This window comes from Pseudomonas sp. Tav-5-1A, from assembly GCF_055755055.1.
On sequence record NZ_CM146901.1, the window covers coordinates 6,581,600 to 6,607,788 of the forward strand.

The following is a 26,189-nucleotide window of genomic DNA, read 5'->3' on the forward strand; positions in this document are numbered from 1 at the left end:
AACGAGGACTACATCATGCGTAAGTCATTGATGCGTATGACATTACGGCAACTTCAGATCTTCAACGAAGTCTGCGACCTACGGTCTTACAGCCGCGCTGCAGAGGAAATGTCGCTGACCCAGCCCGCGGTCAGCCTGCAAATTCGTCAGCTGGAAGAGCTGGTTGGCCAGCCATTGTTCGAATATGTGGGCAAAAAACTCTATTTGACCGAGGCAGCCGAAGCGTTGCAGCGCGCCAGCCGCGACATCTTCGGGCGCCTGGAAAGCTTCGACATGCAGCTGTCGGACATGCAGGGCTCGCTGCAAGGCCAGCTGAAACTGGCGGTGGAATCCAGCGCCAAGTACTTCGTGCCGCACCTGTTCGCCGCGTTCAAGCGCCAACACCCTGAGGTCAACCTTAGCCTGACCGTGTGCAACCGTGCACAGGCCATCCGTCGCCTGTCGGATAACCGCGACGACCTGATCATCATGTCGATGGTGCCCCAGGACATGGGGCTGGAGTTCATGCCGTTCCTCAACAACCCCATCGTCGCCGTGGCGCCGCCGGATCATCCACTGTGCCAGCTGGAACGCCTGCGCCTGCAGGACCTGGAGCCGCACACGCTGCTGATGCGCGAGCAGGGCTCGGGCACGCGCAAGGCCTGCGAGGAGTATTTCAAGGAGAAGCGCGTGCACTTCACCCAGACCATCGAGGTGGCCAACGCCGACGCCCAGCGCGAAAGCGTCATCGCCGGGCTTGGCCTGGCCCTGTTGACCCGCCATGCGTTGAACATGGAGTTGGCCACGGGGGTGCTCAAGGAACTACCGGTCGAAGAACTGCCGCTTTATCGCAGTTGGTGCATCGTGCAGGCCAAGGCCAAGCGGCTATCGCCGGTGGCACTGGCCTTTCAGGCGTTCATCCGCATGGAACGGGCGCAGATCACCGCCCTGGCTGAACGTTTTTCTGGACGTTTGCCGACGTTGCCTGCCAATAGTTGATGGATTCCATATCGGGAAAATCAGAGATTTCCTGCAGCAGGCGGCGCTGCTCGGAGTAGCTTTCGATTGCGCGGCGGAATTCCATGCGGCGCTGGTCTTCCTGCTGGCGCTTGGTCTTGTTGGTGCCTTGGTCCTGCGAGCCATCGAAGTAACGAGCCATTGCGTCTCTCCCAGTTCGAGTGCGGGGACTTCAGACTGGGCTTGGGCGGTTACGATTTGTGGGCGCGGGGATGACGGTTCGGTTAAATCGCACCCGTAGCAGCGGCCCCAGGCCGCGTCACAGGCGCCGCGCAATAGCCGGTCTACATCCTGTGGGAGCTGGCTTGCCAGCGAGCTGTTGGGGCCATAAAAGCTCGCTGGCAAGCCAGCTCCCACAAGACAGTTGCGGATACGGGATATTTCAGTCGTCGAGGGCTTTGACCGACTTGGGCGACAAGCGCAGGCTGCGCAAGCTGCGCTTCACGCTCTTGAGGTGGTTGACCAGGCTCGGGCCACGCGCCATGGCCACGCCCATGGCCAGCACGTCGATCACCACCAAGTGGGCGATGCGCGAGGTCAGCGGCGTATAGATCTCAGTGTCTTCGTGCACGTCGATGGCCAGGTTCACCGTCGATAGCTCGGCCAACGGCGTCTGGCTGGGGCACAGGGTGATCAGCGTGGCGCCGCTTTCGCGCACCAGGTTGGCGGTGATCAGCAGGTCCTTGGAGCGCCCCGACTGCGAGATGCAGATGGCCACGTCACCGGGCTTCAGGGTCACGGCCGACATGGCCTGCATGTGCGGGTCGGAATAGGCCGCCGCGGTCAGCAGCAGGCGGAAAAACTTGTGCTGGGCATCGGCCGCCACTGCGCCGGACGCGCCAAAGCCGTAGAACTCGACGCGCTGGGCCTGGGCCATGGCGGTCACCGCGCGCTGCAGCGCCTGCGGGTCGAGGTGCTCGCGCACCTCCATCAGGGTGTGCAGGGTGGTGTCGAAGATCTTCAGGCTGTAGTCGGCTACCGAGTCGTCTTCATGAATGGCGAACTGGCCGAAACTGGCGCCGGCGGCCAGGCTCTGCGCCAGCTTGAGCTTGAGGTCCTGGAAGCCCGAGCAGCCGATCGCGCGGCAGAAGCGCACGATGGTCGGCTCGCTGATGCCAACGTTGTGGGCAAGGTCCGCCATGGAGCTGTGCATCACGGCCGCGGGGTCGAGCAGCACGTGGTCGGCGACTTTGAGCTCCGACTTGCGTAACAGGTGGCGAGACTGGGCGATGTGTTGCAACAGGTTCAATGGAGGAGACTCGTTCAGGATCGGAAGACCGATGTAGCTTTCTTGTAGTTATACTACATGACCTGCGACACGCCCAGCTAAACGATAGTCAAGTTCGCGAATGAACCTGGCCAAGCTGCCCGCGATAATCCGGGTCTTGCTCCAGCAACCCGCCAAAAGCCTGGGCTTCCACCGGTTTGCTGATCAGGTAACCCTGGATTTCGTCACATCCATGAGCGTTCAAAAACGAAAGTTGCTCGTGCGTTTCAACACCTTCAGCCACCACTTTCAGTTGCAGGCTGTGGGCCATGGCAATGATGGCGCGGGTGATGGCCGCATCTTCACTACCTTCGGCCAACCCGCGAATGAACGCCTGGTCGATCTTCACGTAATCCACCGGGAAGCGCTTGAGGTAGCTAAGGGAAGAGTAGCCGGTTCCGAAGTCGTCGATGGCTAGTTTTATCCCCAGGGCCTGCAGCTGGTGGAAGGTGGCAATGATGTGCTCGACGCTGTCCAGCAATTGGCTTTCGGTCAGCTCCAACTCGAGGAATTGCGGTGCCAGCCCGGTGTCGCTGAGCACCTGGCGCACCAGGCTGACCAGCTTGCCCTGGCGCAACTGGTGCACGGAGAGGTTCACTGACACGCGAATGGGCGCCAGGCCCTGGCGCTGCCATTCGCAGGCCTGCCAGCAGGCCTGGCGCAGCACCCATTCGCCGATGGGCACGATCAGGCCGGTCTCCTCGGCCAGGCCGATGAAGTCCCCGGGCGGGATCATGCCCATGGCCGGGTGGCGCCAGCGCACCAAGGCTTCGGCGCCATTGAGGCGGCCGGTGGCCAGGCACAGCTTGGGCTGGTAGTAGACCTCCAGCTGCTGCTCGTCGATGGCCTTGCGCAGTTGCTGTTCCAGCTGCAGGCGCTCCAGGGTGCTGGCCTGCAGGCTCTCGGTGTAGAACTGGAAGTTGTTGCCGCCCAGGTGCTTGGCGTGTTGCATGGCCATGATCGCCTGGCCCACCAGCGCCGAGACGTCGCGCGCGTTGTCGGGCAGCAGGCTGATGCCGATGGAAGCGCTGACGACCAATTCCTGGTTCTCGATCATCTGCGGCACGCGCAACTTGGCCAGCAGCCGGCTGGTCACCCGGGCCAGGCTGGACAGGTTGGCGTAGGCGTCGAACAACACAGCGAACTCGTCGCCAGACAGCCGCGCGATGGTGTCGGCCTCGGGCAGGGCACTGCTGATGCGCCGCGCCATCTGCTTGAGCAACTGGTCAGCGGCCTCATGGCCCATGGTCTCGTTGAGCAGCTTGAAGCGGTCCAGGTTGATGTGCAGCAGCGCCAGGCTGCGGCCGCCCTGGCGCACGCGCTGGTTGGCTTCCTGCAGGCGCTCGCGGAACAGCGCGCGGTTGGCAAGGCCGGTCAGCTCGTCGTAATGGGTGAGGAAGCGCATGCGCTCCTCAGACTCGCGCCGGGCGGACAGGTCGGCGCAGAAGGCGATGACATTGCTGATATTACCGCGATGGTCGCGCACCACGCTCAGTTGCAGCCACTGCGGGTACAGCTCGCCGTTCTTGCGCGCCTCCACCAGCTCGCCTTGCCACTGGCCGGCCTGGTGCAGGGCTTCGTCGATCTGCCGATGATGCCGGCGCGCGTCACGGCTGCACGGCAGCTCGACCACATTGCGCCCCAGCACTTCTTCGCGCGAGTAACCGGTGACCTTGATAAAGGCCTCGTTCACCGACAGCACGGCATAGTCGCTGTCGAGAATGATGATGCCTTCGCTGGCCGCCTCGAACACCATCGCCGACAACCGCTGCTGGTCTTCATGGGCCTTGCTGGCGCTGATGTCACGGCGGGTGCCGAGCATGCGCAGGACCTTGCCGGTTTCCCCGCGCTCCACCGCACGCCCGCGGTCTTCGATCCAACGCCAGCGGCCGTCGCTGTGACGCACGCGGTATTCAATGCGGTAATCCTCGGTGCGGCCCTTCATGTGTTCCACCAGGGTGCGCTTGAGGTGTGGCACATCCTCCGGGTGCAGGCGCGGCTTGAGGTGGCGGAGCATGGCGGTGACGTACTCCGGGTCCAGGCCGAACAGCTGCTGCACGTGGGTATGGTGCACTTCGTCGGACTGCAGGTCCCAGTCCCACAGGCCCAGTTCGCTGGCCTCCAGCGCCAGCGCCAGGCGCGCCTCGCTCTTGCTCAGCGCCTGGTTGGCCAGGTCCAGCTCGTGGCTGCGCTGGGCCACGCGGGTTTCCAGCCCGGCCTGGGCTTCGCGCAGCTCGCCTTCGGCACGCCGGCGCTGGTCCACCTCGCGGGCCAGTTCCTGGTTCAGCCGCGCGCTGGCGGCCTGCGCGTGCTGCAGGTTTTCGATCAGGTCCTGGTTCTGGAAGCGGCGAATCAGCCCGCGCTCGATCAGGCGGTTGACCTGCCAGGCCACCACCACCAGCGCCCCCAGCAGGATCAGGCCCAGCCAGCCCCAACCGTGCTGCGCGCCGCTGCCAATCAGGAACAGGCAGCCGATGGGCGGCAACAGGCAGGGCAAGGCGAAGCTGAGGAAGGCCGGCAGGCTGACGGCATACGCCACACTGGCCGACAGCGTGGCCGCCCCCAGCAGCCCGAACACCCAGGCTTGCTGGACGAAGCTGTCGGTGGGCACCAGCAGGATGGCGGCGCCAGCCAGGGTCAGGCCACTGACGAACGAGCCGAACAGGAACATGCGCAGCCACACCGGCTGCGACTGCCGGTCGGGAATGGCCGAATCGAAGGCGGCCACCTGGATGACCCGCATGGCCACCAGCGCGGTCAGCCACACCAGCCACACGCTCACCAGCACGTAGTGCTGGGGCTCCCACAGCAGCCAGGCGCAAACCAGGCCGTTGGCGAGCATCAGCAAGGTGGGCAGCAAGGAGCCCTGGTACAGCAGGCGCGTGCGCTCGACCGCCAGTTGCGCGGCGTATTTGCGGCGTATATCCCGTTGCCCCTCCGTGGAAGCAGGACCTGAAGCGAGTGTCATAGGCAATATTCTTATTAATGTGCGGAGCCTGAACGTGCAGCGAGCATACACAAGCCCGCCGCCCCGCCACAGCCCCCGCGCAAACAGATGAAAGAGGTTATTTATCGACCGCTCGAACGCCGGGTTTGCTCCAATCTTGTCCAGCACCCTAAAATGGCCGGATGCGCGATGACCTCTCCCTTCTGCTGAATTCCCTCAACGATGCCCAACGGCAGGCCGTAGCGGCCCCGGTTGGCCGTCAGTTGGTCCTGGCCGGTGCTGGTTCCGGTAAAACCCGAGTGCTGGTGCACCGTATCGCCTGGTTGATCCAGGTCGAACAGGCGTCCCCGCACTCCATCCTGTCGGTGACCTTCACCAACAAGGCCGCAGCCGAGATGCGCCAGCGCATCGAGCAACTGATGGGCATCAACCCGGCCGGCATGTGGGTGGGCACCTTCCACGGCCTGGCCCACCGCCTGCTGCGGGCCCACTGGCAGGAAGCGAACCTGAACCAGAACTTCCAGATCCTCGACAGCGACGACCAGCAGCGGCTGGTCAAGCGGGTGATCCGCGAGTTGGGCCTGGACGAACAGCGTTGGCCTGCCCGCCAGGCGCAATGGTTCATCAACGGCCAGAAGGACGAGGGGCTGCGCCCGCAACACATCCAGGCCAGCGGCGACCTGTTCCTGGGCACCATGAAGTCGATCTACGAGGCTTACGAAGCGGCCTGCGCCCGTGCCGGCGTGATCGACTTCTCCGAGCTGCTGCTGCGCGCCCTGGACCTGTGGCGCGACCACCCCGGCCTGCTGCAGCATTACCAGCGCCGCTTCCGCCACCTGCTGGTGGACGAGTTCCAGGACACCAACGCCGTGCAGTACGCCTGGTTGCGCCTGCTGGCGCAGGGCGGCGACAGCCTGATGGTGGTGGGCGACGACGACCAGTCCATCTATGGCTGGCGTGGCGCGAAAATCGAGAACATTCACCAATACTCCGCGGACTTCCCCGATGTGGAAACCATCCGCCTGGAGCAGAACTACCGCTCCACCGCCGGCATCCTCAAGGCTGCCAACGCCCTGATCGCCAACAACACCGGGCGCCTGGGCAAGGAGCTGTGGACCGACGGCGGCGACGGCGAACCGCTGAGCCTGTACGCAGCCTTCAACGAACACGACGAAGCGCGCTACGTGGTGGAAACCATCGAAGCGGCGATCAAGACCGGCATGTCGCGCAGCGACATCGCCATCCTGTACCGCTCCAACGCCCAGTCGCGGGTGCTGGAAGAGGCCCTGCTGCGCGAGCGCATCCCATACCGTATCTATGGCGGCCAGCGCTTCTTCGAGCGTGCCGAGATCAAGAACGCCATGGCCTACCTGCGCGTGCTGGAAGGCCGCGGCAACGACGCCGCGCTGGAACGCATCATCAACGTGCCGCCGCGCGGCATCGGCGAGAAGACCGTCGAGGCGATCCGCGACCACGCCCGTCATGCCGAGATTTCCATGTGGGAATCCATGCGCCAGCTGGTGGCCAACAAGGGCCTGACCGGCCGCGCCGGCAATGCCCTGGGCGCGTTCATGGAGCTGATCGAGAACCTGGCCGCCAAGGTCATGGAGATGCCCCTGCACTTGATGACCCAGACCGTCATCGAGCAGTCGGGGCTGATCATCTATCACCAGGAAGAAAAAGGTGAAAAGGGCCAGGCACGGGTAGAAAACCTTGAGGAACTGGTCAGCGCCGCGCGCAACTTCGAGACCGCCCCGGAGGACGAGGAGCTGACGCCCCTGGCGGCGTTCCTTGGCCACGCGTCGCTGGAAGCCGGCGACACCCAGGCCGACGAGCACGAAGACAGCGTGCAGTTGATGACCCTGCACAGCGCCAAGGGCCTGGAGTTCCCCCACGTGTTCCTGGTGGGCATGGAAGAAGGCCTGTTCCCGCACAAGATGAGCCTGGAAGAGCCCGGCCGCCTTGAAGAGGAACGCCGCCTGGCCTACGTGGGCATCACCCGCGCCATGCAGCAGCTGGTGATGACCTACGCCGAGACCCGCCGCCTGTACGGCAGCGAGACCTACAACAAGGTCTCGCGTTTCGTGCGCGAAATTCCCGGCGGGCTGATCCAGGAAGTGCGGCTGTCCAACAGCGTCAGCCGCCCGTTCGGCTCGGGCCAGAAGCAGAACTCCAGCAGCCTGTTCGGCGGCGCCAGCATTCCGCAGACCGAATTCACGCTGGGCCAGCGCGTGGCACACTCGGTGTTCGGCGAAGGGGTGATCCTCAACTTCGAGGGCTCCGGCGCCCAGGCCCGGGTGCAGGTCAACTTTGCCGAAGGCAGCAAGTGGCTGATGCTCGGCTACGCCAAGCTCGAAGCGCTGTGATCCTTTCCTGACGCGGCCTGCGGCCGCTGCTACGGTCTTTGTAGCAGCGGCCGCAGGCCGCGTCAGCGGGCACCCCACATCACGCGTGATTGTTTCCCCCTGTAAAAGCTCGAAACACTATGTCACTGGCCATGGCCTGCCCATCTGTGCAACATGGCCTCAGTGCAATCCACAACGGGAATTCCCTTATGCAACGTTTTCTGAGCATCGCCCTGGCGCTGTGCATCGGCCTGACGATGAGTATCGACGCTCACGCCAAGCGCTTTGGCGGCGGCAAGTCGTTCGGCAATGCGCCGACGCACCAGTCGGTCACCCCTTCTTCCTCCGGCGCTGCCGGTGCAGGCGCCGCCGGCATGGCCGGGCGTGCAGCCCCTGCCGCCGGTGGCGCTTCGAAATGGCTGGGCCCACTGGCCGGCATCGCCGCCGGCGGCCTGCTGGCCTCCATGTTCATGGGTGGCGGCTTCCAGGGCATGCAGATCTTCGACATCCTGATCATGGCGGTTATCGCCTTCGTGATCTTCCGCTTCATCGCCGCCCGTCGGCGCAAGCAGCAGGAGCACCTGGCTCCGGCTGGCGCACCGTTCCAGCGTGAAGCCTTCGAGCAGCCTGCCCAGCCGATCTTCGGCAGCTCGGGTGGCCAGCCGGTTCGCCCGGTCATCCACGCCCCGGCCTGGTTCAACGAGCAGAGCTTCCTGAACGCCGCCCGCAGCCACTTCGAAGCGCTGCAGCAGCACTGGGACGCCAACGAGATGGACAAGATCGCCGAGTTCGTCACCCCGCAGATGCTGCAGTTCCTGCGTCAGGAACGCGCCAGCCTGGGCGACGGCTTCCAGTCCACCATCATCGACAACCTGCAGGTGCAGCTCGATGGCGTGGACGACCGCGCCGACAAGACCATCGCCACCCTGACCTTCAGCGGCGTGTCCAAGACCTCGCGCTTTGACCAAGGCGAAGTGTTCAGCGAAAGCTGGAACATGGAACGTCCGCAGGGCGACAACCAGCCTTGGCTGATTGCCGGGATTCGCCAGAACGGCTGATCCACCGGTATTGCACGCCCGAACCCCGGCCCAGGCCGGGGTTTTTCATTTTTAACATTGCGAAAATATCCAGCTAATGTATAAACCGCACCGCGCAATTCGTTGAGAGGAAATACATCGTGGAAGAAGTGATCGAACAACTCCGGGAAGCCAATGAACCGGTACCCGTTCCACTCGAGTTGCCCGATGAGGACCAACTGGTCGAGGTTGAAGAACAGCTGTTCATCAACATCCCGTTCGTCTTCAAGGAATTCCTGTTGACCGTCAGCGACGTCGTCTACGGCAGCCTCGAGCCCGTGACCGTCACCGACCCGCAGTCCCACACCTACCTGCCGGAAGTGGCGGCAAACGCCTGGGACGCCGGCGTGCCGCGCGACCTGATCCCTATCTGCCAGGACGGTGACGACTACTACTGCGTCGAGGAAGACGGCACCGTGGTGCTGTGGTCCGGTGAGGAAGAGCTGGTCACCGAGGAAAGCTGGGAGTCGGTGTGGCACTGGGCGCGGGACGTCTGGCTGGAAAGCTGATCCCCTTGTAGCCGCTGCCGAAGGCTGCGCTGGTTCGGTGCCCCACTGTAGATATCCAGTGTACTCGGAGCCCAGCGCAGCCTGGCGGCAGCGGCTACAGCGCTAGTGGCCATCGGCGTTGTTGCCCAGGGTATCCAGCAACGCCACCTGCATGCGCGTGTGCACGCGTATGAACCAGCGCCATAGCACCGCCGCCACCGCCGCGGCCACCAGGCCCACCACCACCAGCAGCTCGCTGGTGGGCAGGATGCTGGCCGACAACGCTGCCAGCAGCAGGAAAATCACCAGCAGCGACACCAGCGGGATCACCTCGGCGATCACCCGCCGCACCCGCTCGGTGTGCCTGCCCGCCATCTCCGGCTTCACTCCCATTTCCGCCAGCAACATCGACAGCGCCTTGAGCTTGCGATACGCCGCAATCAGGAACGCCAGGGACAGCAGCAGTGCCGCGCCCCAGATCAACGCGTTGTGCCAGCGCGCCTCGCTTACCCACGCCTGCAGGTGCACGGAGATAGGCTCGGCGAAATAGGCTGCGCTGAAGAAAATACCCATCACCAGCGCCAGGTTCACCCCCACCTGCAGCAGGATGCGCCGTATCAACGTCGCCAGCAGCGCGCCCTGCCCCTGCGGCTGAATGCTGCGCAGCCATTCGCCATAGAGGCCGAACACCCGCGCCATGCGCACTGGCACCCAGCCGGCGAGTTTCTCCGACAGCGGGTCGGCGGCGCGGATCAGGTAAGGCGTGGATAACGTGGTCAGCGCCGAGACGGCGACCGCCACCGGGTAGAGGAAATCGCTGGTCACCTGCAGGGTCATGCCCAGGGCGGCGATAATGAAAGAGAACTCGCCAATCTGTGACAGCCCCATGCCTACCCGCAACGAGGTGCGACCGTCGTTGCCGGCGATGAAGGCCCCCAGGCCGCAGGAAATCATCTTGCCCAGCACCACGGCGATGGTGATGACGGCGATCGGCCAGGCGTACTGCACTAGGATCGCGGGGTCGATCATCAGGCCGATGGCGACAAAGAAGATAGCGCTGAACATGTCGCGGATCGGCTCTATCAGCCGCTCGATCTTCAACAGCTGCCGGGACTCGGCCATGATCGCGCCGATCAGGAAGGCGCCCAGCACCATGCTGTATTCCAGCTTCACCACCAGCAGGCAGAAGCCGAAACACAGCCCCAGGACCGTCACCAGCAGCATCTCGTTGCTTTCGAACTTCGCCACGTAGGCCAGCAGCCGGGGCACCAGCAGGATGCCCACCACCAGCGCCACGATCATGAACAGCGACAGCTTGCCGACCGTGGAGAACACTTCGCCGGAGCTGACCGAACCGCTGACCGCTATGCCCGACAGCAGCGCGATGATGCCGATGCCCAGGATGTCCTCGACGATGAGCACGCCGAAGATCAACTGCGCGAAGCGCTGGTTCTTCATCTTCAGGTCGTTCAGCGCTTTGACGATGATGGTGGTGGACGAAATCGCCAGGATGGCACCCAGGAACAGCGAGTCCATGGCGCTCCATTCAAACCAGCGGCCAATCTCGTAGCCGATCCAGATCATCAGCACGATTTCCAGGAAGGCGGCGATGAACGCGGTAGCCCCGACTTTGAACAACTTGCGCAGGCTGAATTCCAGGCCCAGGCAGAACATCAGGAAGATGACCCCCAGCTCGGCCAGGGTCTTGATGGTGTCTTCGTCGTGGATCAACCCAAACGGCGGGGTGTGCGGGCCGATGACGAAGCCGGCGACGATGTAGCCCAGCACCACGGGTTGTCGCAGCCGGTGGAAAATTACCGTGACCACGCCGGCAATCAGCATGATCACGGCCAGATCCTGGATGAAACTGATGGCATGCATGGGCCCGGCTCCTTTTCACGGTGTAACATCTCAAGTCTGAGGTTAACATCGCGAAACCTGCGGAAATGCCGGTGCAACAAGTGGAAACAGATCCGTTCGCCTGGCAGCCTCCAGGCCACGCGGGCTGTGACGTCCAGCCGGCGACCAACGTCCCGGAAGAGTGGGATTTTTTGCCCCAGCGGGTAAGCACCAACATAGGTGGCGCCCCTTAACTACAGCAACATTACCGTGAGCGCACTATGGAACCCGGAAACGCCCAGTTGTCGATGACTGTTCTGATGACCCCGGACATGGCCAACTTTTCAGGCAATGTGCACGGCGGCACCTTGCTCAAGTACCTCGACGAAGTCGCCTACGCCTGCGCCAGCCGCTATGCCGGCCGCTACGTGGTGACCCTGTCGGTGGACCAGGTGATCTTCCGCGAGCCGATTCACGTCGGCGAGCTGGTGACGTTCCTGGCGTCGGTGAACTACACCGGCAATACCTCCATGGAGGTGGGCATCAAGGTGGTCACCGAGAACATCCGTGAACGCTCGGTGCGCCACACCAACAGCTGCTTCTTCACCATGGTGGCCGTCGACGACCAGCGCAAGCCTGCCCAGGTGCCGCGCCTGGAGCCGCAGACCAGCGAAGAGAAACGTCGCTTCGTGCAGGCCCAGCAGCGCCGCCAGATCCGCCAGGAACTGGAAAAGCGCTACCAGGACATCAAGGACGACGGGCTTTAATACGCCAAACGCTGCGCCTCGAAGCGCAGCCGTGGGTGCACGATGCGGTCCTGGGCCCGCACCAGCTCGAGTTCGTAGCTGGCGCAGGCCTGGGTTTCCAGCAACACCTCATGCACGGCCGCAGCGGCGAACTCGAACGCCGCCACCTTGCTGTCGCCCAGCAGCAGGCGCGCCAGGAACAACCCCGACGTCAGGTCACCCACCCCTACCGGCTGGCGCGGGAAGGCCAGCAGTGGCCGGCGCAGGTGCCAGCTGCCTTCGGCAGTGACCAGCAGCATCTCGAACTCTTCGGCGGCCTTGCCGGGGTAGGCCAAGTGCTTGACCACCACGGCCTTGGGGCCGCGTTCCAACAGCGAGCGGGCCATGCCCACGCAATCTTCCAGCGACTGCGCCAGGCGGCCACAGAAGGTATTCAGCTCAAGCTGGTTAGGGCACACCAGGTCAGCCACGGCCACCGCTTCGTCGAGCAGGAACTCGCTGACCTCGGCAGGCACGATGCAGCCCTTCTCCGGGTGGCCCATGACCGGGTCACACAGGTACAAGGCGTTGGGGTTGGCTGCCTTGACCTTGCGCACCACTTCCAGGATCGCCCGGCCCTGGGCAGCGCTGCCCAGGTAGCCGCTGAGCACGGCATCACAGTTGCCCAGCTCACCAATCGTCGCAATCCCTTCCACCAATGCCGGAATTTGCGCTGGCGCCAACACTTCTCCGGCCCACTGGCCATACTGAGTGTGATTGGAGAACTGCACGGTGTTCAGTGGCCATACGTTGACCCCCACGCGTTGCATGGGGAACACCGCGGCGCCGTTACCGGCATGGCCAAACACCACGTGCGACTGGATGGCGAGCAGGTGTGGAGTACGTTTCATGCAAATATCCCGCAGCGGTATCTGATTTTCGAGGGGCGCAGTATGGCGCCAAATACCGTCTGTACGACAGACCGACGTCGCAGTTAAGCTGGGCACACCTAGTTGGAGCATTCCTCGATGTTTACCCTCGGAAATCTGTTTGTGCTGATGGTGCTGGGCGCAGGCGCGGCCTGGCTGTGGCATAACCATGGCCTGCGCGAGCGGGCACTGGAACGGGTCAAGCAGCATTGCGCCAAGCTGGACCTGGAATTGCTCGACGAGAACGTGGCCTTCAAGCGCTTCGGCTTCGTGCGCGATGCCAACGGCCGTCGCCGTTTTGCCCGTGTGTATAACTTTGAATTCACCGTGACCGGCGAGCAGCGTCACCCCGGCACCATCACCCAGTTCGGCGGGCACGCGGTGCAGATCGAACTGGCGCCCTACCCGTTCGAGATCAAGACCCAGCCCACCGCCGAGGTCATCGAGATGGACCAGTGGCGGCAGGAGCACAAGCGCTGGCGGCCTTGAGCTGCCGGTAGCTGTGACGCGGCCTTGCGGCCGCTGCTACAGGCATTGCCTCAGGCCTTGCTCCAAGGCCTGTTCATCCTGCGCATGATCGAAGATCAACTCCACGCGCGAATCCTTGCGCCACTCGCTGGCGCGCCATTCCGGCACATTTTTATCCACAGCGTTGAATGACAGCCACCCACGGTCGCTGTGCACAACTCCTTTCGCCCGCCGCCAGGCCATTGTGGATAACCACATATCCAGCTTCCGCGCATCGAACACCCGGTCCGGATGCCAGCGCCAGCCCATGCTCCAGCCCCCTTCGCCGTTATGCACAGCCCTGATCGGCACATGCGGGTCTATCCACAGAAAAACCGGCTCCACAGCCGCTTTCGGCAGTTTATCCACAGCCCCTGGAAGCGCCTCGACTGTTCTCAATTCACCAATTGGGAGGTATCCAGCCTCTGTAAAATATATTGGAATATCAATAAGTTGCGATTTTATCCACATTATTTTTTCCACAGCCAGTCTAGCCGACTTATTCACAACCACCAAACCCATGCTACCCAGCGCCTGCTGCTGGGCCTCCGGAAGAAGTTGTCCACAGGCCAGCGCCTGGCCGTCCAACACCATGATCGGTGGTTGCACGGCCAGCACCCCGCGCCATGGCGCCTCGCGCAGCTGCGCCAGCAGTTGCAGCGGATGGCCCAGGCCCGAGGGTTCGATGAACAGCCGGTGAGGCTTGGCCTTGCGCAGCAGCCGGGCAAGGCCCACCTGGAACGGCGCGCCATTGACGCAGCACAGGCAGCCTCCCGCCACCTCGCCCAGTGCGATACCATCGTCCGCGGTGCTCAACAACGCGGCGTCCAGGCCGACCTCGCCGAACTCGTTGATCAACACCGCCCAGCGCTCCCCTGCAGGGCGCTGTGCCATCAGCTGGCGGATCAGGCTGGTCTTGCCGGCACCCAGGGGCCCGGCGATGACGTGAGTAGGTATGTTCTCAAGCATCATTGGTTTTCTTGAATGGAGGTAGTGGATGCGTCTTTGGGGTGTGCTGGCGCTAAGCCTTGCCAGCAGTCAGGTCTGGGCCCAGGCCTGCGTGGTGCACAGCCATGCCGAACGGCTCGACGTGAAGGTATGCCAGCAGAACCGCAACATACCGGAAAAGATGTTTCACGATGGTTTCTGCGAGCCGAACCTGCCAGGGCAAAAGGTCGAGGTGCAGTTCGTCGACCAGTGCCCGGCAGGTGCGTTTGGCGTGTGCAGCGACGCCCATGTGGACAATATGCCCTATCGCCAGGATATCCACTATTACGGCGTGGCCAGCGACGCCGCCTACCTGGAACCGTTCTGCGAGCAGAAGAGCCAGGGCACCTGGCTCAAGCCCTGATCAGGCCGCGTCTTCGTGCCAGGGGCCGAAGGGGTCGGGCAGCTGTTCCCAGGCGCCAGCGCCCAGGGCCATTTCCGCTTCGCTGAGCAGGCACTGGTCCAGCTCGGCGTTCAGGCGGGCGAAGTCCACGCCCTGGCCAATGAACACCAACTCCTGGCGGCAGTCGCCGCTGTCAGCCTGCCAATGGGCCATGATCGATGCGGTGCTCTCGGCGTCCTGGGGCCAGTGGGCCTTGGGCACGAAACGCCACCAGCGCCCGGCGAAGCCATGGCGCACCAGGCCGCCGGCCTGGGACCAGCTGCCCGCCTCCTGGGGTTTGCTGGCCAGCCAGAAGAAGCCCTTGGAACGCAGCAGCTTGCCGTTCTGCCACGGGCTGTTGAGCCAGTCGTAGAAGCGCTGCGGGTGGAACGGCCGGCGCGCGCGGTAGGCCCCCGAGCTGATGCCGTACTCATCACTCTCCGGCACGTGCTCGCCGCGCAACTCTTTCAGCCAGCCCGGCGCCTGGCTGGCGCGCTCGAAGTCGAACAGCCCGGTGTCGAGGATCCGCTCCAGCGGCACCTGGCCCATCACCATGGGCAGGATCTGCGCCTGGGCATTGAGACGCTTGAGGATGGCCATCAACTCATCACGGTCGGCGCTGCTGATCAGGTCGATCTTGCTGATGAGGATGACGTCGGCGAACTCCACCTGCTCGATCAACAGGTCGGTGATGGCCCGCTCGTCTTCCTCGCCCAGGGTCTCGCCGCGGCTGGCCAGGCTTTCGGCGGCCTCGTAGTCGCGCAGGAAATTCACCCCGTCCACTACCGTGACCATGGTGTCCAGGCGCGCCAGGTCGGCCAGGCTGCGGCCCTGTTCATCCCGAAAGGTAAAGGTCTCGGCCACCGGCAGCGGTTCGGAGATGCCGGTGGACTCAATCAGCAGGTAATCGAAACGGCCCTCGTCGGCCAGGCGCGCCACTTCTTCCAGCAGGTCTTCGCGCAGGGTGCAGCAGATGCAGCCGTTGCTCATTTCCACCAGCTTTTCTTCGGCGCGGTTGAGGCTCACATCACGCTGCACCTCGGTGCCGTCGATGTTGATCTCGCTCATGTCGTTGACGATGACGGCCACGCGCAGGTTGTCGCGGTTGCGCAGCACGTGGTTGAGCAAGGTGCTCTTGCCCGCGCCCAGGAAGCCTGACAGCACGGTGACGGGAAGACGATGGGGCATGGTTCGATTCCTCAAGGCGCCTGGTCTTGTGGAATGAACTGCCAGGCTATCCTGCAATGTTATAGTATAACATTGCAGGATAGCCAATACCGATTGTCTCTTCAGACGATGCGCTGGGCGTTCTGCTCCTGTTTCCAGGCAATGAAGGAGTCGCTGGGTGGGTTTTTCTGGAAGTAGGTGTTGATGCCGGCGAACAGCCGGTCGGCTACAGCCTGCTGGTGGCGCGCGGTCACCAGGCGCTGGGCGTCGCTGGCGTTGGAGATGAAGCCGGTCTCCACCAGGATGGACGGCACGTCCGGTGACTTCAGCACCGCGAAGCCGGCCTGCTCCACGCGGTTCTGGTGCAGGGTGGTGATGTCGGCCAGGCTGCCCAGCACCGTGTGGCCCAGTTGCAGGCTGGCGGCGATGGTGGCGTTCATCGACATGTCGATGATCACGTTGGCCAGCATCGGGTCCTTGTCCTTGAGGTTGAGCAGGCTGGCGGCGCCGATCAGGTCCGCGCCGTTCTCGCGGTCGGCCATCATGCGTGCGGTGGCCGAGGTGGCACCGTTTTCGGACAGGGCGAATACCGAGGCACCCGACGCGGTCAGGCGCGGCGCCGCATCGGCGTGTACCGAGATGAACATGTCGGCGTTGCGCTGGCGCGCGAAGTCGACGCGTTTGCGCAGCGGCACATAGAAGTCGTCGTTGCGCACCAGGTGCACGGTGTAGCCGTTCTCGCGCTTGAGGCGGCGCGCCAGCAACTGGGCGATGGACAGCACCACGTCTTTCTCGCGCTCGCCCTTGCCGCCGATGGCACCCGGGTCCTTGCCACCGTGGCCAGGGTCGACCACCACCACGATGTCACGCTTGGGGTGCGGGCCACGGCTGGCCACAGCCTTCGGCGCCTCGACCGGCTCAGGCTCGGGTGCCGGTGCGCTGGCCAGCACCGCCGGCGCGGCAACATGGTTGCCCTGAATCAGGTCCAGCACCAGCCGGTGGCCCTGGCCCGCCTGCGGGCCCAACAGGAACGCGTTAGCCTGCATGGGCGCGCTGAGGTCAAAGACGATGCGGGTGTCGCCGTGGCCGAACGGCCCGGAACGAATGGCCCGCACGCTGGTGCCAGCCAGGTTCAAGTGGCCCAGATCGCCGCTGAGCTGGGCGCCGGCCACGTCGACGATGAGGCGGTCGGGGGCCTGCAAGGTAAAGGTCTTGAATTGCACCGGACCGCTCAAGTCGAACACTACGCGCAGCTTGTCGTTGCTGCGCCACAAGCGTGCGTCGCGCACCAGCGCCGCGGAGGCGCCAAGTGGCAGTGCCAGCGTCGTGCTGGCCAGGATGAAGGTGAGCAGTTGGCGTCTATGCATGGCGGATCTTCATCAAAGGAAGTTACAATTTTCGCATCGTTATAATATAACACGCGGAATGTCGCCCAAGATGAAATAGCGCAGGCACAGGGTCCGCATGGTGGCGACTCTAAACCGGGCTTGCATTGCAGATTATGAAATTTTCTACATCTGAGTGTTCCACGTGGAACGCTGTAGCAGCGGCCGCCAGGCCGCGTCCCAGGCGCCTCGGTTGGCAGCCCTGGCGCGGACGCAGCCTTCGGCAGCTGCTACGGGTCAGGGGCGGGGGCGGACGGTGCCGCAGTCGTTGCCCAGCCATACGGCGCGGGTTTCCATGCTGCCTTTCTGCTGGGTGCCGGTAGCGTTGAACGTGCCGCTGACCTTGGTCAGAAACTCACGCTGGCTGAGGAAGGTGGCCTGGCCACTGCCCTGGGCCTTGGGGCAGTTGAAGCGGAAGTCCCAGACGTTGCCATGGCGGGCGGTGATCTGCTGGGTGCAGCCCGACTGCGGGTCCTGCAGCGGGATGTTGTCGGACTGCACCTGTGCTTGGGTCAGGCAGCTGCGAATGCCCTTGCCGCCCACGCTGATGCCCTGCTTGGCCATGGCCTGCTCGACCATGGCTTTCTGTTCCGGCGCCAGCATCTGCATCTGCCCCAGCATCACGTTGAGGTCAGGCAAGGCGCTGCCGTCCACCTGCATGTTGCTGGTGGTCAGCTCCCACAAGCCTGGTTGAAGCATTTGCGCCTGCACGAGGGGCGCCGACAGACACAGGGCCAAAGCCACGGCCGGCAAACGAATCTTCATGGATAACTCCTGGGGTGGGCCACTCTTGGCTGGCTGATGATACTTGGATGCGGGTTTGCCGATTGCGTTGCATGCTGAATTATTTCGAGACAACCCGGGCTGAACGTGGTCTGTTAAGCACAACGCATTCGGGAGCATCGCTGCGCATGGATTATCACAGCCCCTGGTTTTTTGGCTACCTGTTTGGCCTGATCCACCTGCTCGGCGTCATCGCCGCCATTCATGCGGTGTTCACCGTCCGCACCGCGCAGGGCTCGATCGCCTGGGCACTGTCACTGGTCTTCGTGCCCTATCTGACCCTGATCCCCTACCTGGTGTTTGGCCGCAGCACCTTCGACGCCTATATTGAAGCGCGCCGCCAGGCCAATCGGGAAATGCACAAGGCCATTGCCGACTTGGACTGGCGGCCCTGGGTGGAGGAAGCACTGACCGCGCGCAACTCCAGTTCCTACGCATCGCTGCGGGCCATGCCCAAGCTGGGACGCATGCCGTGCCTGGCCAACAACCAGGTCAGCCTGCTGGTCAACGGCAAGGCCACCTTCGAGGCCATCTTCGCCGCCATTCGCGAGGCGCGTGAAGTGGTGTTGGTGCAATTCTTCATCATCCACGACGACCAGATCGGCCGCGAGCTACAGGCGCTGTTGCTGGAGAAAGCCGCTCAGGGTGTGAAAGTGTATGTGCTGTACGACAGCGTCGGCAGCCACGCCCTGCCCCACGAATACAGCGACGTCCTGCGCAAGGGCGGCGTGAAGATCCGTGCGTTCGCCACCCGCAGTGGCTGGCTCAATCGCTTCCAGGTGAACTTCCGCAACCACCGCAAGATTGTCGTGGTGGATGGCGTGGTGGGGTTCATCGGTGGCCATAACGTCGGGGACGAGTACCTGGGCGGCAACCCCAAGCTGTCGCCGTGGCGCGATACCCACATCCGTATCACCGGCCCGGTGGTGGCTTGCCTGCAGGAGTCCTTCGCCGAAGACTGGTTCTGGGCCTCGCGCAAACTGCCACCTTTGATCCTGCCCGACACCTATGAAGACGGCGGCGTGCTGTGCCAGGTGCTGGCCAGCGGCCCCGCGGACCCACAGGAAACCTGCTCGCTGTTCTTCGTCGAAGCCATCCATGCCGCGACCGAGCGGGTGTGGATCACCAGCCCCTACTACATTCCCGACGAGGCGGTGTTCGCCGCCCTGCGCCTGGCGGTGCTGCGCGGGGTGGACGTGCGCATCCTGCTGCCGTCGCGCCCGGACCATAAGGTGGTGTACGCCGCCTCCAGCCTGTTCGCCTTCGAGGCAGTGCGCGCCGGTGTGCGCATGTTCCGCTACGGGCCAGGCTTCCTGCACCAGAAGGTGGTGCTGGTGGACAACGAGATCAGCGCCATCGGCAGTGCCAACATGGACAACCGCTCGTTCCGGCTGAATTTCGAAATCATGCTGCTGACGGTGGACAGCGCGTTCGCAGGCCAGGTGGCGGAGATGCTTGAGGCGGACTTTGCCCTGTCACGAGAGATCACCGTGGAAGACAGCCGCCATACGCACCAACTGCAGAAGCTGGGCATGCGCATCGCCAGGTTGATTTCACCCATCCTGTGATGCGCACGCCCAGGGGTCAGCGGTACAGATCCTCACGGGTCCATGGCAGGCCATGGGTACCATCGGAATAGGCTTTCACCGAGAGGATCTGGTGAATGTTGATCCAGCCACGAGCAAACGCATAAGAGCAGCCGGCCAGGTACAGGCGCCAGATGCGCAGTGCCTGCTCCGGCACCATGGCGGCCGCCTTGTCGAGATTGGCCTCCAGGCGCTTGCTCCAGAAGTCCAGCGTCTTGGCGTAGTGCAGGCGCAGGCTCTCCACGTCCACCACCTCGAAACCAGCCTCGCTGATGCGCGCCGACATCATGGCCATGTGCGGCAGCTCGCCATGGGGAAACACGTAGCGCTCGATGAACTCCCCTGCCCCACGCCCGACCGGCCGGCCATCAGTGTGCTTGGCGGTGATGCCGTGGTTCATCACCAGGCCGCCTTCGCGCACGGCGCCGAACAGGCGCTCGCAGTAGACCTGCAGGTTGGCGTGGCCAACGTGCTCGAACATGCCCACACTGACCACCTTGTCGAAGCGGCCGTCCTGCGGCAGGTCGCGGTAGTCCAGCAACTGCAGCTCCACCAGGTGGTCGAGGCCCTCGGCCTTGACCCGCTCGCGCGCCAGCTTCAGTTGTTCCTTGCTCAGGGTAATGCCGAATACCTTGGCGCCGTATTCGCGTGCGGCATAGCGTGCCAGGCCGCCCCAGCCACAACCCACGTCCAGCAGATAGTCGCCGGCCTGCAGGCGCAACTTACGGCACAGGTGCTCGAACTTGGCATGCTGGGCCTGCTCCAGGGTCTCGGTACCGGTCTGGAAATAAGCACAGGAATAGGCCATGTCCTCGTCCAGCCACAGCTGGTAGAACTCGTTGGACAGGTCGTAGTGGTAGGAGATGGCAGCGGCGTCGGTGTCCTTGTCGTGGACGGTGCGAATCGGCTGGTCGCCGTCATCGTCATCCACCAGGGCTTGGCTAAGCTCGTCACATACCCGGATTACCTCACCGATCGAACCTTCCATTTCCAGCTTGCCCTCGACGAAGGCAGTACCCAGGAGATCAAGGCTCGGGTGAGTGAACTGAGTCACCAGCTGTGGGTCTTTCACCACGATAGTGACACTGGGCGCGGGGCCCAGGTTGAACTCATGACCATCCCAGAGTCTCAGGCGCAGCGGGAGCTGAAGATTCTGTAAGGCCGGTGGTAATTGCGCGAGCATGTGTTTAACCCCCCTAAGTCAGACTTCTCTGAAATTAGGGTAGTCCAGAATTTGGCGCTGTCATGGGGTTCACTACTATGGTCTTAGACCATGCTGCGGATTTTGGTAGGTTTTCTTACGTTACACTTTGTTTCGAGCCACCTGTAGCAGCGGCCGCCAGGCCGCGTCCCTGGCACCACAATTCGCGTCGCCTGGGGACGCGGCCTGGCGGCCGCTGCTACGGGGAATGCAGTTATTCCACGGTGACCGATTTCGCCAGGTTGCGTGGCTGGTCGACGTCGGTGCCTTTCAGCACGGCTACGTAGTACGACAGCAGCTGCAGCGGAATGGTGTAGAGAATCGGCGCCAGCGCATCGAGGATGTGCGGCATGGCGATCACGTGGGTGCCAGGCCCGTCGCGGAACTCGGCCTGGGCGTCGGCGAAGACGATCAGCTCACCGCCGCGGGCGCGCACTTCCTGCAGGTTGGACTTGAGCTTCTCCAGCAGTTCGTTGTTCGGCGCCACGGTGACGATCGGCATGTCCTTGTCCACCAGCGCCAGCGGGCCGTGCTTCAGCTCGCCTGCCGGGTAGGCTTCGGCGTGGATGTAGGAGATTTCCTTGAGCTTGAGCGCGCCTTCCATCGCTACCGGGAACTGTGCGCCACGCCCCAGGAACAGCGTGTGGTGTTTCTCGGCGAACAGCTGGGCAACCTTCTCCACCGTGCTGTCCATGGCCAGGGCTTCACCCAGGCGGGTTGGCAGGCGGCGCAGCTCTTCTACCAGCTCGGCTTCGACGCCGGCTTCCAGGGTGCCACGCACCTGGCCCAGGGACAGGGTCAGCAGCATCAGCGCCACCAGCTGGGTGGTGAAGGCCTTGGTGGAAGCCACGCCGATTTCCGGGCCGGCCTGGGTCAGCAGGGTCAGGTCCGACTCACGCACCAGCGAGCTGATGCCGACGTTGCAGATGGCCAGGCTGCCGAGGAAACCCAGCTCCTTGGCGTTGCGCAGCGCGGCCAGGGTGTCAGCGGTTTCACCGGACTGCGAGATGGACACGAACAGGGTGTCAGGCTGCACCACCACGCGGCGGTAGCGGAACTCGCTGGCCACTTCCACCTGGCAGGGAATGCCGGCCAGGCCTTCGATCCAGTAACGTGCAACCATGCCGGCGTGGTAGCTGGTGCCACAGGCGACGATCTGCACGTTGCGCACCTTGGCAAACAACTCGGCAGCTTGCGGGCCGAACGCTTGCACCAACACCTGCTCCTGGCCCAGGCGGCCTTCCAGGGTGCGTTGCACCACTTTAGGTTGCTCGTGAATTTCCTTGAGCATGAAGTGACGGAACTCGCCCTTGTCGGCGGCTTCGGCGCCTTCGTGGTACTGCACGGTGTCGCGCTGCACTGGCTGGCCATCGGCGTTCCAGATGCGCACGGCTTCGCGAGTGATCTCGGCGATATCGCCCTCTTCCAGGTACATGAAGCGGTCGGTGACCTGGCGCAGGGCCAGTTGGTCGGACGCCAGGAAGTTTTCCCCCAGGCCCAGGCCGATGACCAGCGGGCTGCCGCTGCGCGCAGCTACCAGGCGGTCAGGCTGTTTCAGGCTGATGGCGGCCAGGCCATAGGCACCGTGCAGTTCCTTCACCGTGGCCTTGAGGGCATCGGTCAGGTCCGGCAGGGTCTTGAGGTAGTGGTGCAGCAGGTGCGCGATCACTTCGGTGTCGGTGTCCGAGCTGAACACATAGCCCATGCCTTTGAGGCGGTCGCGCAGCGCCTCGTGGTTTTCGATGATGCCGTTGTGCACCACCGCCACGTCGTCGCTGGAGAAATGCGGGTGGGCGTTGCGCTCGCTGGGCGCGCCGTGGGTGGCCCAACGGGTGTGGGCAATGCCCAACTGGCCGGCCAGCGGGTCGGCGGCCAGCGCGGCTTCAAGCTCGGCGACCTTGCCCACGCGGCGGCGGCGCTGCAGCGAACCGGTGTTGGTGTACAGCGCCACGCCGGCACTGTCGTAGCCACGGTACTCCAGGCGCTTCAGGCCTTCGAGCAGGATGGCGGTGATATTACGCTCGGCGATGGCGCCAACGATTCCACACATGGGTTGTTCTCCTAGCTTGCGGCGGCGCAGATGAGGTTGATACCGCGGGCCTGAATCTGTTCGCGTGCCGCAACGGGCAGGCGATCATCGGTAATAAGGGTATGGACGCTGCTCCACGGCAGCTCCAGGTTGGGGATCTTGCGGCCGACCTTATCGGACTCCACCATCACGATCACTTCACGCGCCACGTCCGCCATCACCCGGCTCAAGCCGAGCAGTTCATTGAAGGTGGTGGTGCCACGTTCCAGGTCAATGCCGTCGGCGCCGATGAACAGCTGGTCGAAATCGTAGGAACGCAGCACCTGCTCGGCGACCTGGCCCTGGAAGGATTCCGAGTGCGGGTCCCAGGTGCCGCCGGTCATCAACAGCACCGGCTCGTGCTCCAGTTCGCTGAGGGCGTTGGCCACGTGCAACGAGTTGGTCATCACCACCAGGCCGGGCTGGTGGCCAAGCTCGGGGATCATGGCGGCGGTGGTGCTGCCGCTGTCGATGATGATGCGCGCATGCTCGCGAATCTTGTCCACAGCCGCACGGGCGATGGCCTGCTTGTGGATAGAAACGCTTTGGGCGCTCTCGGTCATCATTTCCTGCGGCACCGGCACCGCCCCGCCATAGCGGCGCAGCAGCAGCCCATTGGTTTCCAGGGCGGCCAGATCCTTGCGAATGGTGACTTCGGAAGTTTCGAAGCGACGGGCCAAGGCGTCGACGCTCACCTCGCCCTGTTCATTGAGCAAGGCAAGAATGTTGTGGCGGCGCTGGGGCGTGTTGCGTTTCGACATGGTGGCTTTTAAGTTTCGATTCGAAAGATAACGGAAGCAATCAAAACCTATCGGCCGGTTTTCGTCAAGTGAACAGTGGTTCAGGCTGACGGTGGGTGGTTCATCTTGAGTTATCCACACTTGCGCACCGAAGGCTGTTGGCGCCATGACACAGATCGACGCAAAGATTTCCTCGCCATGGGGCGAACTTGGGAAACGTCCTACTTACGGGCGATGACCACGGGCTTACCGTAGGCAGCCTACCAACCACGGCTTCCCAACCATCGTCGAAAAGGATCACCCAATGCCTGCAGCGTCGCCGACTATGTACACCAATGAAGCTTCGCCAGAATACCTTCGCACCCTCGATAGAAGCCCTTTTACCGAAGAGCAATTAGAAGCAACTGCAACGGAACAGGGGGTAACGCGATGAGTGAGGGATATTTCATTGGTCGCGGTGACAAGACCAGCTGCGGTGGTGAGGTGCTGGACGGCGACGACCGGGTGAACATGTTTGGCCTGCTGCATGCCCGTGAAGGTGACCGGGTGTCTTGCGGCGCGAACGGCGGTATCTACCGGATTGTCGGTGGCGTGTCCTTCATCGATAGCCATGGCAAGCTGGTGGCGGGCACGCTGGACAGTTTCAGTGATTGCCCCTGCAGGGCGAAGCTGATTCCCTCGGTGTTCACGGCAAGCTATCGAAACGAGAGCACGCGTGCCATGGCGTCCAATGAGCCGGCTCAAGCTGCTTCCTCCAGCATTGCCGAACGCACAGGCACACCCTCCTCCATCCCGTCCCCAGCTTACCGGCCCCTGAATGCCGTCAGCCAGCTGGAACCTCAAGAGCCGGGTTTTTATGTTGTGCCGCAGAGCACAACCCGCGAAGCCCTGGAGGCCGACCTCTTCCCCATCCGCAACGCGGCAGTGATGAGCAAATTCCGCGCACTCAACCCCTACGTTGCCGAGGTAAAAGCCGGCTCGATGATGGTGCTCAGCGACCCCAACAACACCACCTGCAGCTATCAGGAAGCGCAGTTGATGCAGGCTGCGAACCAGGTCAACTCAGCCCTGGAGCCCCTCACATCCGAAGAGGCCAACTTCCTGTTCAAGCACGGCGCGGAAATCGCCAGCTTCATTGGCGAGACATCCACCTGGCTGGGCGTGAGCGCGGTGATCATGGAAAAGCACTTGGGTAACCTGCGGGGCACGCTCCAGGCCATCGAGCGCTTGCACCAGGAAAGTTACCGGCGGCACGGCAACCTTAAATCACCGCAGTTCCTGTCAGAGCGCCAGCAGCTGCTTGCCAAGCTGGATTCGCACCTGCTGAATTCCACCCGCTTGCGGGGCCAGACAAGTTTGGGGGATCACCCAAAATTGAAGACGGCGCTGGGTATTTCCAGCCGCAGCCTGGTGCATCACTGGAGCAAAGCTGGGGCGCCGGGGCAGATACCGGGGTATGCGACTCATGTGGATAAGATGAGTCGTGCTACCAGGTATATGACTGCAGGGGGGTATATCGGGATCGGGCTGGGCAGCGTCTCTTCCCTGCTGGCTATTCAGCAGGTGTGTAATGGGGAATCGGGCCTGGCTTGTAGGAAGATCAAGTTTACTGAGGGCGGGAAATTTGGTGGTTCTACCATGGCCGGTGTATTAGGAGGCGAAATTGCCAAGTCCGCTAGCGGATCTATCTGCATAGCCCTTGGCGTTTCAACAGGCATCGCGGGAGTTGCTTGCGTTGTTGCAATAGTAGGAACAGGGGCCTGGATGGGTACAACCTTAGGCGGCATTGGCGGCGAGTTTGCTGGCGAACAGCTCTACGAAGCTACATTGCCATGATCAATATTGACAGTTGGAATCGATGGGCCGTGATCTCCTTCACAGGTGGCCCTATGATTTTAGGTATAGTGAATATTGCCTACACTTATTATTTGAGACAATTCCATTTAGATAGCATGCTCAAAGCTCTGGAAAACAGCCGCTACGTATACAGATGGGGGGGGAATTTCAAGAAGCAAGGCATGATAGGTACTGGTCTGGTAATTGCTAAAATCGCTCAGATCGTCGTTTGGCCGAAGTCATCAATTAAAGTTGGCGAACTAAATGCTACAGACCTCCACAACTTCCCTGTTCACCTCAAGCGTTTATTGAAAATAAAACTAGCGATACTAATATTTGGAGCTATATGGATTGTAGCTACCTATATACTTATAAAATTACGCTGACGAATGAGTCGGATTTTTAACAGCACCGAATCATGACTAGCATTGACGATTGGCACCCATGGCTTGCAATATTCTTCTTGAGTGGCCCCTTCGCTCTCGCGCTAGGGGGTATTGCCTACACTTGGTATCTGGCCCGCTATCGTCTGGATGAGATGATGAAGGCTTTAGAAAACAGCCGATATGTTTACATATGGGGGGCAAGTTTGAAGAACCAAGGTCTACTCGGCAACGAGCTAGTGATGGCAAAAATTGCCCAGATCGTTTTATGGCCAAAATCGTCGCTTACTATCGGGGAACTCAATCCAGTCGATCTTCAAAATTTTCCTCCCTCCCTGAAACGCCTATTGAAGATAAAACTGACGATATACATAGCCGCCTGCATCTGGATGGTGATTACCTTCATAGTAATCGAATTGCGTTAACCTCCAATCTTTGGGCCAAGCTTATCCACATCCCGCGGATATTCACTCACCATCCAAAATCAGGGTGAGAACCAGGCACCGTTTAAAGCTCAAACGGTACCTGCCCCCACGCCTCACCAAGCGAACG

23 protein-coding genes are annotated in these 26,189 nt (G+C 62.6%); 11 read left to right on the top strand and 12 right to left on the bottom strand.

Translation table 11 applies throughout. The features are described from left to right. Positions 1-15: 15 nt before the first annotated feature. A complete protein-coding gene (locus tag AC0J42_RS30460) occupies positions 16-978 on the top strand; it encodes a LysR family transcriptional regulator (RefSeq protein ID WP_473004938.1) in 963 nt (320 codons plus the stop codon). Here AC0J42_RS30460 and AC0J42_RS30465 read toward each other — a convergent pair. From AC0J42_RS30465 to AC0J42_RS30475, 3 genes are all read right to left on the bottom strand, one after another. Continuing rightward, positions 920-1,138, bottom strand: a complete 219-nt coding sequence (locus tag AC0J42_RS30465; RefSeq protein ID WP_473004939.1) for a PA3496 family putative envelope integrity protein — start codon at positions 1,136-1,138, stop codon at positions 920-922. The two genes, AC0J42_RS30460 and AC0J42_RS30465, sit on opposite strands and share 59 nt — an antisense overlap. Positions 1,139-1,378: 240 nt before the next feature. After that, entirely contained in the window at positions 1,379-2,245 is an 867-nt protein-coding gene (hexR, locus tag AC0J42_RS30470) for a transcriptional regulator HexR (protein WP_416421622.1), read from the bottom strand. Positions 2,246-2,333: 88 nt separating this feature from the next. Further along, positions 2,334-5,231 carry an EAL domain-containing protein gene (locus tag AC0J42_RS30475; RefSeq protein ID WP_473004940.1) on the bottom strand — a complete coding sequence of 966 codons (2,898 nt, stop codon included), beginning with the start codon at positions 5,229-5,231 and terminating at the stop codon, positions 2,334-2,336. Between the two features lie 161 nt (positions 5,232-5,392). Between AC0J42_RS30475 and uvrD the strand changes: the two genes are divergently transcribed. From uvrD to AC0J42_RS30490, 3 genes are all read left to right on the top strand, one after another. Next, positions 5,393-7,576, top strand: a complete 2,184-nt coding sequence (gene uvrD / locus AC0J42_RS30480) for a DNA helicase II (protein WP_416421624.1) — start codon at positions 5,393-5,395, stop codon at positions 7,574-7,576. 188 nt (positions 7,577-7,764) lie between these two features. Beyond that, positions 7,765-8,613, top strand: coding sequence for a Tim44 domain-containing protein (locus AC0J42_RS30485; RefSeq protein WP_416421625.1), 849 nt, complete (start codon positions 7,765-7,767; stop codon positions 8,611-8,613). Between the two features lie 119 nt (positions 8,614-8,732). Then, positions 8,733-9,140, top strand: a complete 408-nt coding sequence (locus AC0J42_RS30490; RefSeq protein WP_416421626.1) for an SMI1/KNR4 family protein — start codon at positions 8,733-8,735, stop codon at positions 9,138-9,140. A gap of 102 nt (positions 9,141-9,242) precedes the next feature. Here the strand turns inward: AC0J42_RS30490 and AC0J42_RS30495 are convergent, their stop codons facing one another. Continuing rightward, on the bottom strand, positions 9,243-11,000 hold the full coding sequence (locus tag AC0J42_RS30495) for a cation:proton antiporter (protein WP_473004941.1): 1,758 nt from the start codon (positions 10,998-11,000) through the stop codon (positions 9,243-9,245). A 239-nt stretch (positions 11,001-11,239) separates the two neighbouring features. Between AC0J42_RS30495 and AC0J42_RS30500 the strand changes: the two genes are divergently transcribed. After that, on the top strand, positions 11,240-11,725 hold the full coding sequence (locus AC0J42_RS30500; protein WP_416421628.1) for an acyl-CoA thioesterase: 486 nt from the start codon (positions 11,240-11,242) through the stop codon (positions 11,723-11,725). On the opposite strand, the gene pdxY is transcribed toward AC0J42_RS30500, so the two are convergent. Further along, positions 11,722-12,594, bottom strand: a complete 873-nt coding sequence (gene pdxY / locus AC0J42_RS30505; RefSeq protein WP_473004942.1) for a pyridoxal kinase PdxY — start codon at positions 12,592-12,594, stop codon at positions 11,722-11,724. The two genes, AC0J42_RS30500 and pdxY, sit on opposite strands and share 4 nt — an antisense overlap. Before the next feature lie 117 nt (positions 12,595-12,711). Here pdxY and AC0J42_RS30510 point away from each other — a divergent pair, with 117 nt between their 5' ends. Continuing rightward, positions 12,712-13,101, top strand: coding sequence for a DUF3301 domain-containing protein (locus tag AC0J42_RS30510; protein WP_416421630.1), 390 nt, complete (start codon positions 12,712-12,714; stop codon positions 13,099-13,101). 36 nt (positions 13,102-13,137) lie between these two features. Here AC0J42_RS30510 and AC0J42_RS30515 read toward each other — a convergent pair whose 3' ends face one another. Beyond that, positions 13,138-14,088: a CobW family GTP-binding protein gene (locus tag AC0J42_RS30515; RefSeq protein WP_473006922.1), complete on the bottom strand. Its 951-nt coding sequence runs from the start codon at positions 14,086-14,088 to the stop codon at positions 13,138-13,140. Between the two features lie 28 nt (positions 14,089-14,116). Here AC0J42_RS30515 and AC0J42_RS30520 point away from each other — a divergent pair, with 28 nt between their 5' ends. After that, on the top strand, positions 14,117-14,470 hold the full coding sequence (locus tag AC0J42_RS30520) for an NADH:ubiquinone oxidoreductase (RefSeq protein ID WP_416421631.1): 354 nt from the start codon (positions 14,117-14,119) through the stop codon (positions 14,468-14,470). On the opposite strand, the gene zigA is transcribed toward AC0J42_RS30520, so the two are convergent. The 3 genes from zigA to AC0J42_RS30535 form a co-directional block, all read right to left on the bottom strand. Continuing rightward, positions 14,471-15,676, bottom strand: a complete 1,206-nt coding sequence (zigA, locus tag AC0J42_RS30525) for a zinc metallochaperone GTPase ZigA (RefSeq protein WP_473004943.1) — start codon at positions 15,674-15,676, stop codon at positions 14,471-14,473. It abuts the gene before it with no gap. Between the two features lie 101 nt (positions 15,677-15,777). Next, on the bottom strand, positions 15,778-17,022 hold the full coding sequence (locus AC0J42_RS30530; protein ID WP_473004944.1) for an N-acetylmuramoyl-L-alanine amidase: 1,245 nt from the start codon (positions 17,020-17,022) through the stop codon (positions 15,778-15,780). A gap of 255 nt (positions 17,023-17,277) precedes the next feature. Then, a complete protein-coding gene (locus AC0J42_RS30535) occupies positions 17,278-17,805 on the bottom strand; it encodes a DUF3617 domain-containing protein (protein WP_473004945.1) in 528 nt (175 codons plus the stop codon). Between the two features lie 146 nt (positions 17,806-17,951). On the opposite strand from AC0J42_RS30535, the gene cls reads away from it, so the two are divergent. Beyond that, positions 17,952-19,391, top strand: a complete 1,440-nt coding sequence (gene cls / locus AC0J42_RS30540; protein ID WP_473004946.1) for a cardiolipin synthase — start codon at positions 17,952-17,954, stop codon at positions 19,389-19,391. Between the two features lie 16 nt (positions 19,392-19,407). Here cls and cfaB read toward each other — a convergent pair whose 3' ends face one another. From cfaB to AC0J42_RS30555, 3 genes are all read right to left on the bottom strand, one after another. After that, on the bottom strand, positions 19,408-20,592 hold the full coding sequence (gene cfaB / locus AC0J42_RS30545) for a C17 cyclopropane fatty acid synthase CfaB (RefSeq protein ID WP_416421636.1): 1,185 nt from the start codon (positions 20,590-20,592) through the stop codon (positions 19,408-19,410). A 232-nt stretch (positions 20,593-20,824) separates the two neighbouring features. Beyond that, positions 20,825-22,660 (bottom strand): glutamine--fructose-6-phosphate transaminase (isomerizing), encoded by a 1,836-nt coding sequence (gene glmS, locus AC0J42_RS30550; RefSeq protein WP_473004947.1) that lies wholly within the window; start codon positions 22,658-22,660, stop codon positions 20,825-20,827. A gap of 11 nt (positions 22,661-22,671) precedes the next feature. Next, positions 22,672-23,439 carry a DeoR/GlpR family DNA-binding transcription regulator gene (locus AC0J42_RS30555; RefSeq protein ID WP_416421638.1) on the bottom strand — a complete coding sequence of 256 codons (768 nt, stop codon included), beginning with the start codon at positions 23,437-23,439 and terminating at the stop codon, positions 22,672-22,674. 408 nt (positions 23,440-23,847) lie between these two features. Here AC0J42_RS30555 and AC0J42_RS30560 point away from each other — a divergent pair, with 408 nt between their 5' ends. From AC0J42_RS30560 to AC0J42_RS30570, 3 genes are read left to right on the top strand one after another with little or no spacing between them, the layout of a single operon-like run. Beyond that, positions 23,848-25,254: a PAAR domain-containing protein gene (locus tag AC0J42_RS30560; protein WP_473004948.1), complete on the top strand. Its 1,407-nt coding sequence runs from the start codon at positions 23,848-23,850 to the stop codon at positions 25,252-25,254. Further along, positions 25,251-25,640: a hypothetical protein gene (locus AC0J42_RS30565; protein WP_473004949.1), complete on the top strand. Its 390-nt coding sequence runs from the start codon at positions 25,251-25,253 to the stop codon at positions 25,638-25,640. Before AC0J42_RS30560 ends, AC0J42_RS30565 begins: the two co-directional genes overlap by 4 nt. Positions 25,641-25,672: 32 nt before the next feature. Beyond that, complete coding sequence (locus AC0J42_RS30570) at positions 25,673-26,062, top strand: hypothetical protein (protein WP_473004950.1); 390 nt, start codon at positions 25,673-25,675, stop codon at positions 26,060-26,062. The last annotated feature ends 127 nt before the right edge of the window (positions 26,063-26,189 follow it).

What these genes read in the sequence shown, in the direction of transcription:
- AC0J42_RS30520 (WP_416421631.1), top strand. Translation starts at nt 14,117, where the DNA reads ATGCGTCTTTGGGGTGTGCTGGCGCTAAGCCTTGCCAGCAGTCAGGTC.
- AC0J42_RS30485 (WP_416421625.1), top strand. Translation starts at nt 7,765, where the DNA reads ATGCAACGTTTTCTGAGCATCGCCCTGGCGCTGTGCATCGGCCTGACG.
- AC0J42_RS30570 (WP_473004950.1), top strand. Translation starts at nt 25,673, where the DNA reads ATGACTAGCATTGACGATTGGCACCCATGGCTTGCAATATTCTTCTTG.
- AC0J42_RS30555 (WP_416421638.1), bottom strand. Translation starts at nt 23,439, where the DNA reads ATGTCGAAACGCAACACGCCCCAGCGCCGCCACAACATTCTTGCCTTG.
- AC0J42_RS30460 (WP_473004938.1), top strand. Translation starts at nt 16, where the DNA reads ATGCGTAAGTCATTGATGCGTATGACATTACGGCAACTTCAGATCTTC.
- glmS (WP_473004947.1), bottom strand. Translation starts at nt 22,660, where the DNA reads ATGTGTGGAATCGTTGGCGCCATCGCCGAGCGTAATATCACCGCCATC.
- cls (WP_473004946.1), top strand. Translation starts at nt 17,952, where the DNA reads ATGGATTATCACAGCCCCTGGTTTTTTGGCTACCTGTTTGGCCTGATC.
- AC0J42_RS30495 (WP_473004941.1), bottom strand. Translation starts at nt 11,000, where the DNA reads ATGCATGCCATCAGTTTCATCCAGGATCTGGCCGTGATCATGCTGATT.
- cfaB (WP_416421636.1), bottom strand. Translation starts at nt 20,592, where the DNA reads ATGCTCGCGCAATTACCACCGGCCTTACAGAATCTTCAGCTCCCGCTG.
- AC0J42_RS30510 (WP_416421630.1), top strand. Translation starts at nt 12,712, where the DNA reads ATGTTTACCCTCGGAAATCTGTTTGTGCTGATGGTGCTGGGCGCAGGC.
- zigA (WP_473004943.1), bottom strand. Translation starts at nt 15,676, where the DNA reads ATGCCCCATCGTCTTCCCGTCACCGTGCTGTCAGGCTTCCTGGGCGCG.
- AC0J42_RS30565 (WP_473004949.1), top strand. Translation starts at nt 25,251, where the DNA reads ATGATCAATATTGACAGTTGGAATCGATGGGCCGTGATCTCCTTCACA.
- AC0J42_RS30560 (WP_473004948.1), top strand. Translation starts at nt 23,848, where the DNA reads ATGAGTGAGGGATATTTCATTGGTCGCGGTGACAAGACCAGCTGCGGT.
- AC0J42_RS30535 (WP_473004945.1), bottom strand. Translation starts at nt 17,805, where the DNA reads ATGAAGATTCGTTTGCCGGCCGTGGCTTTGGCCCTGTGTCTGTCGGCG.
- AC0J42_RS30515 (WP_473006922.1), bottom strand. Translation starts at nt 14,088, where the DNA reads ATGCTTGAGAACATACCTACTCACGTCATCGCCGGGCCCCTGGGTGCC.
- AC0J42_RS30530 (WP_473004944.1), bottom strand. Translation starts at nt 17,022, where the DNA reads ATGCATAGACGCCAACTGCTCACCTTCATCCTGGCCAGCACGACGCTG.
- pdxY (WP_473004942.1), bottom strand. Translation starts at nt 12,594, where the DNA reads ATGAAACGTACTCCACACCTGCTCGCCATCCAGTCGCACGTGGTGTTT.
- AC0J42_RS30500 (WP_416421628.1), top strand. Translation starts at nt 11,240, where the DNA reads ATGGAACCCGGAAACGCCCAGTTGTCGATGACTGTTCTGATGACCCCG.
- AC0J42_RS30465 (WP_473004939.1), bottom strand. Translation starts at nt 1,138, where the DNA reads ATGGCTCGTTACTTCGATGGCTCGCAGGACCAAGGCACCAACAAGACC.
- uvrD (WP_416421624.1), top strand. Translation starts at nt 5,393, where the DNA reads ATGCGCGATGACCTCTCCCTTCTGCTGAATTCCCTCAACGATGCCCAA.
- AC0J42_RS30475 (WP_473004940.1), bottom strand. Translation starts at nt 5,231, where the DNA reads ATGACACTCGCTTCAGGTCCTGCTTCCACGGAGGGGCAACGGGATATA.